Here is a 14,376-nt window from a genome sequence, read left to right on the forward strand (position 1 = left end):
CGGCGGCGGACCGCAGCACGTGACGCAAACGCGCGATCATGGCGGCGGGATCGACGCCGCGGTTGCGCGGTGGGGTGGCGCGCGGGAAGACTGGCTTGACCTGTCGACCGGGATCAACCCGGTGGCTTATCCGGTCGGGACCGTGCCCGCGGCGGCGTGGCTCGATCTGCCCGATGCCGCAGCAGAGGCGCGGCTGATCGCGGCGGCGCGGTCGTTTTGGGCGGTGCCGGAGGGTCTTGAGATCGTCGCGGCCTCTGGGGCGTCGGCGTTGATCGCGGCGCTGCCGGGTCTGCGCCCATCGGGGCGGGTCGAGATTGCGGGTCCGACATATAACGAGCATGAGGCGGCGTTTCGCGCAGGCGGCTGGGAGGTTGGCGGCGGCGGTGAGGCGAAGGTGATTGTGCATCCCAACAATCCCGACGGGCGCTGGTATCGACGCGAAGATTTGACCGCGCCCCTGATGGTGATTGACGAGAGCTTTGCCGATGTGGCGCCTGAACGCTCGCTGGTGGCGGACGCCGGGGCCGGGCGCATCATATTGAAAAGTTTCGGGAAATTTTGGGGTTTGGCGGGGGTTCGGCTGGGCTTTGCGATTGGCGGTGCGGATGACATTGCGGCGTTGCGGGCGCGGTTGGGGCCATGGGCGGTGTCCGGTCCGGCGTTGGAAATCGGGGCGCGGGCGTTGGAAGATATTGCATGGGCCGAGGCGACGCGTGCGCGGCTGAAACAAGACGCGGCGCGGTTGGATGCGTTGATGGTCAAGCAGGGCCGTTTGGTTGGCGGTTGCGCTTTGTTCCGGCTTTATGATGTGGGCGATGCAGCGGCGTTTCAGGCGCGATTGGCAGAGCGGCATATCTGGAGCCGGGTGTTTCCGTATTCCAAAAGCTGGGTTCGGCTTGGCTTGCCGGGGCCGGAGGGTTGGGCGCGGCTGGAGGCGGCGCTGTGAGCCTGCTGCTCGGCATGATTTTGGACGCGATTTTTGGCGAGCCGAAAGCGGTGTGGGACCGGGTGCCGCATCCCGCGGTGGTAATGGGGCGGGCCGTGGCGTGGTGCGATGAGCGGTTCAACCAAGGCGGTGCGCGGCGGTTGAAAGGCGTGGGCGTTATGGCGGCGCTTGTGCTTGGGGCTGCGCTTTTGGGCTGGGGGCTGGCGTGGTTCGGCTGGATCGTGGAGGCCGTGGTTGTGGCTGTCCTGTTGGCGCAGCGGTCGCTGGTGGAGCATGTGCGCGCTGTCGGCGACGCCTTGCGCATGTCGCTGAGCGAGGGGCGGCGGGCGGTGGCGCGCATCGTCGGGCGCGATGTTGCGAGCATGGACGAGGCGGCGGTGACGCGCGGCGCAATTGAAAGCGCGGCAGAGAATTTCAGCGATGGGGTCGCGGCGCCGGTGGTGTGGTTCCTGATCGCGGGGCTGCCCGGTCTGTTGGTCTATAAAATCACCAATACCGCCGACAGTATGATCGGCTATCGCACGGAAAAGCATGAGGAATTCGGCTGGGCTGCGGCGCGGTTTGATGATGTGTTGAATGTCATTCCGGCGCGGTTCAGCGCGGTGGTTTTTCTGTTGCTTGCAAGGCAGTTGGGCGCGTGGCGCGCGGTGGTGGCGGAGGCGCGCAAGCACCGCTCGCCCAATGCGGGCTGGCCAGAGGCGGCGATGGCGCGGGGGATCGGTGTGGCGCTGTCGGGGCCGCGGTCTTATGAGGGCGAAATGCGCGATTTCCCATGGGTGAACGGCGAAGGAGACCGCAGGCCGGGCCCGGCCGAGATCGACGCGGCCTGTGCGGTTTTGTGGCGGGCATGGGCGGTCTTGGTGGTTCTGGCGCTTGGGGTCTGGATTTTCTGACTGGTCGCGCGGAGTGGTTAACCCTATTGAAAGGGTCAAACGCTTAAAGGGTATAGCATGCGAATTCTGATGATGATTGCTTTTCTGCTCAGCGCCGGATCGGCGCAGGCGCAATGCGGCGGCAGTTTTAACGCCTTTGTGCAGGCGATGAAGCAGGAGGCGGTGGCCAAGGGCCATGCGCCCGACATGGTGAACGCCTTTTTCAACGGCGTGCGGCAGGATGGCAAAGTGCTCAAGGCCGACCGGGCGCAGGGCGTGTTTCAGATGGATTTCACCAGTTTTGCACGGCGGTTGATCAGCTCGGGCCGGTTGAACAAGGGCCGTCAGATGTCGCGCAAATACGACAGCGTTTTTAAGGTGATTGAGAAGCGATACGGCGTGTCGCGTGGGGTGCTTTTGGCGTTTTGGGCGTTTGAGACCGATTACGGCGGTTATCAGGGCGATTTCAACACGCGCAACGCTTTGGTGACGCTGGCGCATGATTGCCGCCGGCCGGAGTTGTTTCGCCCGCAAGTGTTTAGCGCGATTGAGCTTTTTGAGCATGGAGATTTCTCGCCGTCGCGCACCACCGGGGCTTGGGCCGGGGAGATCGGGATGGTGCAGATGCTGCCGCGCGATATCCTTGAAAACGGGGTGGATGGCGATGGCGACGGGCATGTGCGGCTGAAAACGTCGGCACCGGACGCGTTGATGTCGGGGGGCAAGATGTTGCAAAGCCTCGGCTGGCGCGCGGGAGAACCGTGGCTGCAGGAGGTTGTTGTGCCGGATTCGCTGGATTGGTCAAAAACCGGATTGCAGACGCAATTGCCGGCGGCGGAATGGGCCGCGATGGGCGTGAAGGCGCGGTCAGGTGCGTTAAGCCAAGGGTTGCCTGCGTCGATTATCCTGCCACAGGGGCGCAAGGGACCGGCGTTTATCGCCTATCCGAATTTTCGGGTTTATTTTGAGTGGAACCAGAGTTTCACCTATGTTCTGACGGCGGCTTATTTTGCCAACCGGCTGGAAGGCGGGGCGGTATTTGATGCGGGTCGCCCGGAGGCGGGGCTGTCCGGTAGCGAGATGAAGCAGCTGCAGCGCAAATTGGCGGAACGTGGGTATGACGTGGGCAAGTTTGACGGGATTTTGGGCGCGGGCACGCGGGCTGCGGTGCGTGATGTTCAGCAGAAGTTGGGGATGCCTGCCGACGCTTGGCCGACGAAAGCGTTGCTTGGGAAGTTATAGGTTGGGGCGTTGCCGGCGGCGTAATCGTTGCGCAGTCTTGGGGAGCGGCTGAAGGGTGGAGCTCAACAGAAAGCTAGCCATCGGAGTGTGGTGATCGGTTTGGTCAGCAAATTGGTGTTGCAGCTGATGCGTCAGTGCATAGTCCGGTGAGGCCGAACCTGCTCTAGGCCGCTGTTTTAAAAGGGATAACTTTGGGGAAAGAGCGTCGGGATGATCATTCTCAGAGTTGACGTCGCGAGAATGACCATCCTTTTTTCGGCACTTTGTTCGCTCAAAACCCGCTCACTACGTTTCGCCATGATGACGCGTGATTTGAACTGGGTGAGAGCGATTGGATTTGGCCTTAGTTAACCACTCACCGAGGCCAAGCCGGCGTCGAGAGCGGTAAGGATGGTTTGGACATCCGCGGACGTCAGCACCAAAGGCGGCGACAGGATGATGTTGGGGCCGGAGACGCGCACCATCGCACCGGCGCGGTAAGCTTCTTCCTGAATCGCGTTGATGGTGCCTTTGTCGATCGCGGCCTTGGTGGCGCGGTCGGAGACGAGCTCCATCGCGCACATCAGCCCGTGACCACCGCGCACATCGCCGATTTGGTCGTATTTTGATTGCAGCGCGAGCAGGCCGTCGAAGAGTTCCTTGCCACGGGCGGCGGCGTTTGTGGGCACGTCGAGGCGTTTGGTTTCGGCCAGGCAAGCGAGCGCGGCGGCGGCGCCCACCGGGTGGCCGGAATAGGTGTAGCCGTGGCCGATGGCGGCTTTGCCGGTCTCGTCCTTTTCAAAAGTTTCGACAACGCTTTCGGCGATCATCACCGCGCCGAAGGGGAAATACCCGTTGGTGATGGCCTTGGCGGTGCACATCATGTCGGGCTGCACCCCCCAATGGCGCGAGCCGGTCCATGAGCCGGTCCGACCAAAGGCGGTGATGACCTCGTCAGCGATCAGGAGGATGCCGTTTTTCGAGCAAATCTCGCGCACGCCGGGCATGAAGCTTTCGTTCGGCGGGATAACGCCACCAGCGCCGAGGATCGGCTCCATGATGAAGGCGGCGATGGTGCCTGCACCCTGAAACGCGATCTCGTCTTCGAGGGCGGAGAGACAGAGTTGGGCGAGCTTTTCGGGGTCGGTTTCGTTGAAGGGATTGCGATAGGTATAGGGCGCGGGGATGTGGTGACATCCGGCGAGGAGCGGCTCGTACGCGGTGCGGAAATTGGCGTTGCCATTGACCGAAGCGCCGCCGAAATGGGTGCCGTGATAGCCCTTTTTCAGCGAGAGAAACTTGGTGCGCGCCGACTCGCCTCGGATCTTGTGATATTGCCGCGCAAGGCGGAGGGCGGTTTCGACTGAGTCAGAGCCGCCAGAGGTATAGAACGCGCGGGTGAGCCCGTCGGGGGCGAAGAAATCGCGCAGTTCCTCGGCCAGTTCGATGACGCAATCATTCGAGGTGCCGCGGAAGATCGAGTAGTAGGGCAGGCGGTCAAGCTGGGCCGAGATGGCGTCCTTGATCGGCTGGCAGGAGAAGCCGAGGTTGACGTTCCAGAGGCCGCCGACGCCGTCAACAACGCTGTGGCCGTCGACATCGGTGATCTTCACGCCTTCGGCGCCGGTCACGATGGTGGGCGGGTTGGCGAGACTGTCCGCCGGGTGCGCCATCGGGTGCCAGAGGGAGCGTGCGTTCTTTTCTTTGAGGAAGTTGCCGTCTTTCATGAGGTGTCTCCGTTATTGGATGTCGAGCAGGCGGAGGGCTTGCTCATAGCTGTTGCCCGGATGGGCGACGTCAAAGTGAATCGAAGGCAGGCCTATGGCCGTGGCTCCGGCGATGTTGCGGGCCTGATCATCGACAAAAACGCAGGCGGATGCAGGGAGGCCGAGTTGGTCGAGCGCGTCCTGATAGGCGCGGGGGTCGGGTTTGAGGATGCCGGTATGGGTGGCATCGACGATCACCTCGAAGTCCGCGAGGAAGGGGAGTTTGTCGCGGAAATCCGCGCCATAAAACAGGTCAAGCTCGTTCGAGAGGATGGCGAGGCGGATGCCGTTCGCCTTGCAGGTGGCGATGGTTTCGCGGAATTCGGGGCGGATGACGGCATCGGGGTCGGCACCACGGGCGGCGCGCACGAATTGGCTCATCCCGGTCCATTTTTCACCGACGAGGGCGGCGACCTCTTGGGTGCGGGCGAGCCAGTAGTCGCGCTCGGAGATCTTGTCGGCCTGCATGTCCTGCCAGAGCGGATCGGTGTCGGGCGCGAAGGGGCCGCGCCAGTCGAGCGAGCCTGCGGGCAACCCGAGCGCGCGTTCGGTCAGGTCATGGGTTTCAAACAAAGTGCGGCTTATCACGCCGCCGAAATCGAGGATCAGGGCGCGGTTTGTCATACGGCGTCTTCTTCATAGTTGAACGTTTCGGGGAGAAAGCCGCCCGAAAGGCGGGTGAACCGGGGCGCGTGTTTGCGCAGGGCCGAAATGATGCGGGCGCGGTGGTCGGGGGTCATGCGCACGGTTGGGGCGGCCACGGCGATGGCCCCGACCACGCGGCAGGAGACATCAAACACCGGCATAGCGTGAGAATGCACATCGTCTTCGAAGCCACCGACGCTTTCGGCGATGCCGGTGCGGCGGATCTGATCGAGCCTTTGGCGGAGCGCGTTGGGGTCTGTCACGGTGTGCTTTGTGTGGCGTTCAAGCGGGCCGGAGAGCACAGCGTCGACGATTTCGGGAGGCGAAAACGCGAGGACAGCGAGGCCCGAGCTTGTGGCGTGAAGGGTCAGGAATTCGGCGTCGCCCATGGTGACGCGGGTGCCATGTTGCGCGGAATAGGCATAGGCAATCGCGGTGAGGCGACCGTTTTGCATCATCGAGAAGTGCGAGGTTTCATCGGTATCGGCGGAAAGATCGCCAAGCACCCGGTCCGCCAGATCACGCAAAGGCACGGCGGCTTCGCGCAATGCCGCGAGGCGCAAAAACGCCGGACCCAAGCGGTATTCACGCGCCGATCCGGCCTGTTCGACGAAGCCCTGCTCTTGCATTTCGCTTAGGAGGCGATGCACCGTTGCCTTGTTGAGTCCGCTTAGCCGTGCCATCTCGCTCAGCCCGATCGTGCTCTGCGATCGGTTGAAAAAGTTTAGCAAAGACAGGGCTTTGGCGACGGTTCCCATGGGGTGTTTGGTGCCTCTTTTCTGTGCGGTGACGCCGGGTGGGCGGAGTGAAATTGGTTCACGTGTTAAAATTCTTGACAGACTCGGCCGGGGTCTGTCAATCTGTTTTAGAACCGATGGTTCAAATAATGAACCAGCATAAGTTTGGTCGAAGACAGGGAGATTGACAGATGAAGACGAAAACACTTTTGGGCGGAGCGCTGGCTCTTGCGATGACGGCTTTGGGGGGCGCGGCGATTGCCGATTACCCGGAAAAGCCGGTGAATTTTATCGTGCCGTGGCCTCCGGGTGATCTGGAAGATGTTCTGACGCGGATGATCGCGGAAGACTTCCAGAAGGAATATGGCGTTGCAGCAGCCGTGGTGAACAAGCCCGGCGGCGGCGGTGGGCCGTTCCCCGGTGCCATCGAAGTGGCAAACGCCCCGGCGGATGGCTATACCATCGGATCGTTCGTGATCGGTGTGCCGGTGGTGGGCCACCAGATCGGGATTGACGATCTGTCCCCGGCCAAGTTTGAGCCGCTGGGCATTTTCCTGACCTATCCGTTCGTGATTGCGACCAAGGGCGACGCGCCTTACAGCAACATGAAGGAACTGGCCGCTTATGCGAAAGAAAACGATGTTGTGCTGGGCCATTTTGGTGACCCGCTGACGCCGACGCAGGTGACCAAGGCGATGGCCGTGAACATGGGGTTTGAGTGGGGCAGCGACGCGGCGTTTGACGCGCTGGATTGCAACACGCTGGCCAGTGGCGACGCGGATGTCATCAACACCACGTTGCAATTGATCCTGCCGTGCCTTGATGACGTGAAGGTTCTGGTTTCGATCACCGATCAGCGTATCCCGCTGGTGCCTGATGCGCCGACCGCGGGCGAGGTGGATAAGAGCCTTGATATTGCGCTGTGGAACGGATTGTTCGTCACCAAGGACACGCCGCAGGACGTGCGCGACAAAATCATCGCCGTGGCCCAGAAAACCGTGATGAGCGACCGCGCCCAAGCGATTGCCAAGGAGACCGGTGCGCAGGTTTATTGGCAGAACGCGGCCGACAGCACGGGCCGGATCGCAAAGGACATCGAGACGGTAAAACGGATCGAAGGTCTGTTGGAATAAGACCTGTGATAGGATTGGCCGGGCGGGTGACTTGCCCGGCCTTTCTTTGCCTGCAGATGGTTGGGGACATGAGGACATGAGCAGCGAAGACGAACGCAGGTTCAAATGGCCGATCCGCGGCCAGTTGTTGTTTGCGCTGGTGTTTCTGGTCGCGGCCCTTTTGCTGTTGAGCCAGTTGGGAAGCGAAACCAAATGGGTGAAGCGGACCAAGTTTTTCGCCCAGCCGCGTTTTTGGCCCGGGGTGGCGGTGGGCGGCATGGTGCTGTTTTCGGTGCTGCATCTGTGGCGATTGCCGCGCAAGCGGTTCAAGACACCGGACTTTGTGGAATGGCGGATTTGGTTTTATGCCATCGAGTGGGTTCTTTGGTTTCTGGTTTATGTGGCGGTTGTGCCGATCGTGGGATACCTGCCGACGACTGTGGGTTTCGTGATGCTTTTGGCGTGGCGCGTGGGGTATCGCAGCAAGAAGATGCAGTGGATTTCTGCCGGGTTTGGCGTGGCTGTGGTGCTGGTGTTCAAGACCTTTTTGCAAGTGAAGATCCCCGGTGGCGCGCTTTATGAATACCTCCCGGATGCGTTGCGTTCGGTGATGATTTTGAACTTCTGAGGGCGGTATGGAGCTTCTTTCTTCAGCGACAGAAATTCTTGCGCGGTGGGACGTGGTTTTGGCCCTGTTGGTGGGGTCAATTGGCGGTGTCCTGATCGGGGCGGTGCCGGGGGTTGGCCCGGCGGTGGCGATTGCGATTCTGTTGCCGGCGACGTTCAGCATGGACCCGATTGTGGGGCTGACTGTGCTGTTGGGCATTTACGGCTCGTCCATGTATGGCGGGGCGATCCCGGCGATTTTGATCAACACGCCGGGGACGGCGGTGAACGCGCTGACCACCTATGACGGCTATCCGATGACCTCACGCGGGGAGGCGCGCAGGGCTTTGAGTCTGGCCTATTCGGCGTCGTTCTTTGGCGGGGTGTTTTCGGTTATCTGCCTTATCCTGTTTGCGCCGGTGCTGGCCAAAGTCGCGCCGATGTTTGGCAGTCGGGAGATTTTCCTTGCTGCGCTGTTGGGCTTGATCCTCGTTGTGATCGCGCATCGCGGGCAGAGCCTTATTGCGGCGGCTTTGGCGAGTTTCGGGATTTTTCTGCACACTGTCGGGCTGGAGCCGGTGAAGCTGTCCAAACGCTATACGTTTGATCAAAGCTGGTTGAGCAGCGGTGTTGATTTGATCGTCGTGGTGCTGGGGCTTTTTGCGATCAGTCAGGCGATTTACCTGTTGCAGGGTGAGGATGAAAAAGTCCGCCTGACCAAGCTGCACGGGGGCATGTTTCAGGGTCTGCGCGAGTTGGGGCGGCATCCGCGCGTGGCGGGGGTGTCTGCCAGCTTTGGCGTGGTGATGGGGATGATCCCCGGCGTGGGCGAGTTTACCGCGCAGTTTTTGAGTTACACCTATGCGCAGCGGACCTCGAAGCGCCCCGAGGATTTCGGCCACGGGTCGAGCGAGGGGTTGATCGCGGCGGAGACCTCGAACAACGCGGTGCCTGCGGCGGCGATGGTGCCCTTGCTGGCGTTGGGCATTCCGGGTGAGGCCCTGACCGCGATGATGCTGTCGGTTTTCTATGTGCACAACGTGGTGCCGGGGCCGCAGCTGTTCCAGAACGACATGCCGTTTGTCGTGGCGCTTTATCTGGCGCTGTTGATCCTGAATGTGCTGGTTCTGGTGTTCCTGTTGTTTGCCTCTGGCCAGTTGATCAAGGTGGTGAAAATCCCCAACCGCTTTCTTGGGGTGGGGATCCTGACGCTGAGTTTTGTGGGTGTTTACTCCCTACGCAACTCCTTCACGGATTGCCTGATTGCGGCCTGTTTCGGGGTGTTCGGCTTTGTGCTTAAACGCCTGTCGATCCCGGCGGTGCCGATCGTGCTGGGCATGGTGTTGGGCGGGATCATGGAAGTGAAGCTGCGCGCCGGGATGGCGCGAGTGAAAACCCCGTATGACTTTATTGATCGTCCGATTGCGATGATCTTGTTTTTGATGATCCTCGCCGTTCTGGCGCTGCACATTCGATATGTGCTGGGCGAGCGGCGAAAACGCAAGGAGTTGAAATGGCAGAGCAAGCGAGCATCGACGCGCTTCGGAAATCAGATGTTCCGGCGCAGAGATTATTTATCGACGGAACGTGGCAAAAGGGTGCGGGAGAACCGCTCGAAATACACTCCCCGATCGACGGACAAACGCTAACCACGCTGGAGCGGGCAACGGCGGAAGATGTGGGCCGTGCCACTGCGGCGGCGCGGCGTGCGTTCGAGGATGGGCGGTGGTCCGGCTTGGCCCCGGCGGCGCGCAAGAAGGTGTTGCACCGGATTGCCGACATCATCGAGGAACGCGCGCTTGAGCTGACTGTTCTGGGCGTGCGCGACAATGGCACCGAGATCAACATGGCGTTGAAGGCCGAGGCCGGGTCAGCGGCAGGGACATTCCGTTATTATGCCGAGGCGTTGGACAAGATTTACGGGGAGATCGCGCCGACCGCGCCGGGGATCTTGGGCCTTGTCCACAAGGAGCCGGTGGGCGTTGTGGGCGCGATTGTGCCGTGGAATTTCCCGCTGATGATCGGCGCTTGGAAGCTGGCCCCCGCTCTGGCGGCGGGCAATTCGGTGGTGTTGAAACCGGCTGAGACGGCGTCACTCTCGCTGCTCAAACTGGCGGAATATTGCGCCGAGGCCGGCCTGCCCGATGGGGTGTTGAACGTGGTCACAGGCGATGGTGCGGTGACCGGAGAGGCCTTGGGGCTGTCGATGGATGTCGATATTCTTGTGTTCACCGGATCGGGCGGTGTCGGGCGGCGGTTGCTAGAGTATTCGGCGCGCTCGAACCTCAAGCGGGTGTATCTTGAGCTGGGGGGCAAGTCGCCGAACGTGGTGTTTGGCGACGCGCCTGACCTTGAGCAGGCGGCGAAAGTGTCGGCGATGGGAATTTTCCGCAATTCGGGGCAGGTTTGTGTGGCCGGGTCGCGGTTGTTGGTCGAACGCTCGGTTCATGACGAATTCGTCGCGGCGGTGTCGCGCCATACCAAGGCGTTGAAAGTGGGTGATCCGCTCGACCTTGGGAGTGATATCGGGGCGGTCAATTCGCTGCGACAGTTGGAGGGCAATCTGGGATTTGTCGAAACGGCACAGGCCGAAGGGGCGGAACTTGCGCTGGGCGGAAGCCGGACTTTGGAGAGCACGGGGGCTATTACATGGAGCCAACCGTTCTGACCGGGGTGAAGCCAGGCGATAGGGTGTTCCAGCAGGAAGTGTTCGGCCCGGTTTTGGCGGTGACGCCGTTTGAGGGCGAAGACGAGGCGCTTGCCCTTGCCAATGGCACCGACTTTGGTTTGGCCGCGGGCGTGTGGACCGGAAATCTGAGCCGGGCGCACAAGATGGTGGCGGGCATCCGTGCCGGTGTGGTGCATGTGAACACCTATGGCGGGCCGGATAATACGGTGCCGTTGGGCGGCGTGAAGCAATCGGGCAATGGCCATGACAAGTCGCTTCATGCGATGGAGAAATACATGGATCTGAAAACAGCATGGATGCAGTTGTGACCGAAACTCTACTCGACCGCCGCGAGCGGCTTTTGGGCCCGCGAATGACCACGTTTTATGAGGAGCCTGTGCATTTGGTGCGCGGGCTTGGCACCAAAGTGTGGGACGTGGAGGGGCGCGAATTCCTCGATTGTTATAACAACGTGCCGCATGTGGGCCATTGCCACCCCAAGGTGGTTGAGGCGATCTGCAAGCAGGCGGGGACGCTGAACACCCACACGCGGTATCTGCATGACGGGATCGTGACCTATGCCGAGGATCTGACAAGCACGTTTGCGGACCCGTTGAATGCGATGATGTTCACCTGCACCGGGTCTGAGGCGAACGACATTGCGTTGCGTATGGCGCGCGCGGTGACGGGCAAAACGGGGGTGATCGCGACCGATCATACCTATCACGGGAACACGATGGCGGTGAGCCAGCTGAGCTGTACCAACCCGCCGCCGGACCGTTGGGACACTGTAGAATTTGTGCCCGCGCCGGACAGCTATCGACCGATGAGCGGCGAGGTTTGGGCCGGGCATGTGCGCGATGCAATCAAGCGGTTGGAGGCCAAGGGTCACGGGCTTTCGGCGCTGATTATCTGTCCGTTTTTTGCCAATGAGGGCTTTCCCGATTTGGAAGCTGGTTGGGTGCGCCCGGCGATTGAGGCCGTGCGCGCCGCGGGCGGCGTTGTGATTGCCGACGAGGTGCAGCCGGGTTTTGGCCGCTTGGGCACACATTTCTGGGGTCATGAAAAGGCCGGGTTCCTGCCCGACATCGTGAGCCTAGGCAAACCGATGGGCAATGGTCATCCGGTCGCTGGCGTGGTGACAAGCCGTGCCGTGATGGAAGCATTTCGCGATACGTTTCGTTATTTCAACACCTTTGGCGGCAACCCGGTGAGCATGGCCGCGGCGCAAGCGGTGTTGGATGTGATCCGCGACGAAGGATTGCAGGAAAACGCGCGGGTTGTCGGGGATTATGCCCGCGAGGGGCTGCGCAATTTGGCCGAAAAACACCCTGTGATCGGCGATGTGCGCGGCTCGGGGTTGTTCTTTGGTGCCGAGCTGGTTTTGGATCGAGAGACCAAGGCGCCGGCGACCGAGTTTACCAAGAAGGTCGCCAATGCGGTTAAGGCCAAGGGCGTTTTGATGAATTTCCTTGGCGTGCATTACAATGTTCTCAAGATGCGCCCGCCGTTGGTGTTTTCGCGTGAGGATGCCGACCGGATGCTGGGTGCCGTTGATGAGGCGCTGGGCGAGGTGCCCCTTGCTTGAGGCGGCGCGGGAGGCGGCGGCCCTCTGGGGGCTAGGTGATGCGCCAATAGAGTTGGCGGCGCAGCGTGAGAACGTGGTGTTTCGCGTCGGCGCGTCCGGGGGCGACTGGGCGTTAAGGTTTCATCGGCCGGGCTATCGCGACGAAGGGCAGTTGACGTCGGAGTTGCAATGGCTGGCGGCGCTGGCCAATGGGGGCGTGCGCGTGCCTGCGCCCAAACCCGCGCTGAGCGGGGCGCTGATCCAGCGGCAGGGCGATCATATGGTCGATATGCTGGAATGGATGCCGGGGCGCCCCTTGGGCAAGGCCGGGTCGTTGGACCGTGTGACGGACCGGGTGGGGTTTTGCCGCGCCTTGGGAACGGCGATGGCACAGCTGCATGGCGTGTCGGATGAATGGCCGCGCCCGATGGGATTTTCGCGCCCCGCGTGGGACCGCGCCGGCTTGCTGGGCGAGCGCCCGCTCTGGGGGCGGTTTTGGGAGCATCCGGCGCTGTCGGACGGCGAGCGTGATCTGCTGTTGGAGGTGCGCGAAAAGGCGGATGCGGCGCTTGCCGGGATCGAGGGAGATGCGGATTACGGGCTGATCCATGCGGATTTGATCAGTGAAAACATGCTCTTTGACGATGCCGAGCCGGACGCCGGGGTCGCGTTGATCGACTTTGACGATGGTGGGTTCGGGTTTCGGGATTTCGAGCTGGCCACGTTTCTATTGCGCTTTACCGAGGCTGCGGATTACCGCGAATTGCGGGCGGCGATGTGTGAGGGGTATCGCGTGCGGCGCAGGGTTAGGCCCGAGCAGCTTGACCTGTTTATCCTGCTCCGAGCGTTGACCTATCCCGGATGGATCATGGACCGCTTGGGCGAGCCGGGGAGCGAAGAACGCTCGTCGCGGGCGATTGCAACGGCGCTGCGCGAGGCGCGGCGCTGGCTGGAGACGTAAGGGAGGCCAGACATGGCGGATACAAAAACGATCCTGGTGATCGGCACCTATGACACCAAAGACGACGAATTGGGGTATCTGGCGGCGTGCATCAAAGGGCAGGGCGGCAAGGTTTTGTCGATGGATGTAAGCGTGTTGGGCGACCCGAGCCAGCCGACGGATTATTCCAAACACGCCGTCGCCGAAGCGGGCGGGTCGAGCATCAAGGCGGCGATTGACAGCGGTGATGAGAACCACGCGATGCAGATCATGGCGGCGGGCGCGGCGGCGCTGACGCTCAGGCTATATCGCGAAGGGTTGATTGACGGGGTGATCGCGCTCGGTGGGTCGATGGGGACCGATCTTGCGCTGGACGTCTGTGCGGCGTTGCCTTTGGGGGTGCCGAAATACGTGGTTTCGACCGTGTCGTTCAGCGCAATGTTACCGCCGGAACGGATGGCGCCGGACATTCAGATGATCCTTTGGGCTGGCGGGCTTTACGGGTTGAATTCGGTCTGCAAAGCATCGCTGAGCCAAGCCGCGGGAGCGGTGTTGGGGGCGGCGAAAGCGGTAGAAAAGCCGCGCTTTGACAGGCCGTTGATCGGCATGACCTCGTTCGGGAAAACCGTTTTGCGCTATATGGTGAGCCTGAAACCGGCGTTGGAAGACCGCGGCTTTGAGGTGGCGGTGTTTCATGCGACGGGCATGGGCGGGCGGGCGTTTGAAGGGCTTGCCGCCGAGGGCGTTTTTGCCTGTGTTTTCGATTTCGCGCCGCAGGAGGTGGTGAACCATCACTTTGGATCGAGCATCACAGCAGGGGCGGACCGAATGACCAATGCGGGGGCGCAAGGCGTGCCGCAGATCGTTGCGCCGGGGTGTTATGACCTTGTGGATTTCGTGACGTGGCAAGAGCCGCCAGAACGGCTGAGCGATCGACCGACGCATGCGCATAACCGGCTTCTTACCTCGGCGGTGATCGACGCAGACGAGCGCCGCGAGGTGGCGCGTGTGATCTGCGAAAAACTGAGCGGCGCCAAGGGGCCGGTGAAGATTTTGCTGCCGCTTGAGGGCTGTAACGAGTGGGACCGCGAAGGCGCGGATTTGCATGACGCTGCAGGGCTGGCCGCGTTTTGCGAAGAAATGCAGAGCGCCTGCCCGGCGAATGCGGGGTTGCAAGCGTTGGATTGTCATATCAATGACGCTGCGTTTTGCGAAGCCGCGCTGAGCGTATTTGACGCTTGGGTGGCTGATGGGACGCTCAAGACCTAGGGCTGCCCTCTTGACCTTCGAGGTGAA

At 61.6% G+C, this 14,376-nt stretch carries 12 protein-coding genes and 1 pseudogene; 10 read left to right on the forward strand and 3 right to left on the reverse strand.

Annotated features, from left to right (window positions below; genetic code table 11):
* Positions 1 to 19: 19 nt before the first annotated feature.
* The 3 genes from N4R57_02240 to N4R57_02250 are packed head-to-tail and all read left to right on the forward strand — an operon-like array spanning position 20 to position 3,060.
* The gene (locus N4R57_02240) at positions 20 to 946 is read left to right on the forward strand and encodes a pyridoxal phosphate-dependent class II aminotransferase (GenBank protein UYV37949.1); all 927 of its coding nucleotides are present in this window, start codon (positions 20 to 22) and stop codon (positions 944 to 946) included.
* Positions 943 to 1,839 carry an adenosylcobinamide-phosphate synthase CbiB gene (cbiB, locus tag N4R57_02245; protein ID UYV37950.1) on the forward strand — a complete coding sequence of 299 codons (897 nt, stop codon included), beginning with the start codon at positions 943 to 945 and terminating at the stop codon, positions 1,837 to 1,839. Before N4R57_02240 ends, cbiB begins: the two co-directional genes overlap by 4 nt.
* Before the next feature lie 57 nt (positions 1,840 to 1,896).
* Positions 1,897 to 3,060 (forward strand): lytic murein transglycosylase, encoded by a 1,164-nt coding sequence (locus N4R57_02250; GenBank protein UYV37951.1) that lies wholly within the window; start codon positions 1,897 to 1,899, stop codon positions 3,058 to 3,060.
* A gap of 347 nt (positions 3,061 to 3,407) precedes the next feature.
* Here the strand turns inward: N4R57_02250 and N4R57_02255 are convergent, their stop codons facing one another.
* From N4R57_02255 to N4R57_02265, 3 genes are read right to left on the reverse strand one after another with little or no spacing between them, the layout of a single operon-like run.
* Entirely contained in the window at positions 3,408 to 4,766 is a 1,359-nt protein-coding gene (locus N4R57_02255) for an aspartate aminotransferase family protein (protein ID UYV37952.1), read from the reverse strand.
* 12 nt (positions 4,767 to 4,778) lie between these two features.
* A complete protein-coding gene (locus N4R57_02260; GenBank protein UYV37953.1) occupies positions 4,779 to 5,429 on the reverse strand; it encodes an HAD-IA family hydrolase in 651 nt (216 codons plus the stop codon).
* Positions 5,426 to 6,208, reverse strand: a complete 783-nt coding sequence (locus N4R57_02265) for an IclR family transcriptional regulator (protein ID UYV37954.1) — start codon at positions 6,206 to 6,208, stop codon at positions 5,426 to 5,428. Before N4R57_02265 ends, N4R57_02260 begins: the two co-directional genes overlap by 4 nt.
* A gap of 170 nt (positions 6,209 to 6,378) precedes the next feature.
* On the opposite strand from N4R57_02265, the gene N4R57_02270 reads away from it, so the two are divergent.
* The 7 genes and pseudogenes from N4R57_02270 to N4R57_02300 all read left to right on the forward strand — a co-directional run bounded on the left by N4R57_02270 (position 6,379) and on the right by N4R57_02300 (position 14,349).
* Positions 6,379 to 7,320: a tripartite tricarboxylate transporter substrate-binding protein gene (locus N4R57_02270; GenBank protein ID UYV37955.1), complete on the forward strand. Its 942-nt coding sequence runs from the start codon at positions 6,379 to 6,381 to the stop codon at positions 7,318 to 7,320.
* A 76-nt stretch (positions 7,321 to 7,396) separates the two neighbouring features.
* A complete protein-coding gene (locus N4R57_02275; protein UYV37956.1) occupies positions 7,397 to 7,927 on the forward strand; it encodes a tripartite tricarboxylate transporter TctB family protein in 531 nt (176 codons plus the stop codon).
* Between the two features lie 7 nt (positions 7,928 to 7,934).
* A complete protein-coding gene (locus tag N4R57_02280) occupies positions 7,935 to 9,554 on the forward strand; it encodes a tripartite tricarboxylate transporter permease (GenBank protein UYV37957.1) in 1,620 nt (539 codons plus the stop codon).
* Positions 9,536 to 10,902: pseudogene (locus N4R57_02285) on the forward strand (aldehyde dehydrogenase). The gene N4R57_02280 and the pseudogene N4R57_02285 overlap by 19 nt, the downstream one beginning before the upstream one ends.
* A complete protein-coding gene (locus tag N4R57_02290) occupies positions 10,899 to 12,161 on the forward strand; it encodes an aminotransferase class III-fold pyridoxal phosphate-dependent enzyme (GenBank protein ID UYV37958.1) in 1,263 nt (420 codons plus the stop codon). Before N4R57_02285 ends, N4R57_02290 begins: the two are co-directional and overlap by 4 nt.
* A complete protein-coding gene (locus N4R57_02295) occupies positions 12,130 to 13,101 on the forward strand; it encodes a phosphotransferase (protein ID UYV37959.1) in 972 nt (323 codons plus the stop codon). Before N4R57_02290 ends, N4R57_02295 begins: the two co-directional genes overlap by 32 nt.
* A 12-nt stretch (positions 13,102 to 13,113) precedes the next feature.
* Entirely contained in the window at positions 13,114 to 14,349 is a 1,236-nt protein-coding gene (locus N4R57_02300) for a Tm-1-like ATP-binding domain-containing protein (protein UYV37960.1), read from the forward strand.
* Positions 14,350 to 14,376 lie beyond the last annotated feature (27 nt).

The sequence above is a fragment of the Rhodobacteraceae bacterium D3-12 genome (genome assembly GCA_025916135.1).
Classification (GTDB): domain Bacteria; phylum Pseudomonadota; class Alphaproteobacteria; order Rhodobacterales; family Rhodobacteraceae; genus JAKGBX01.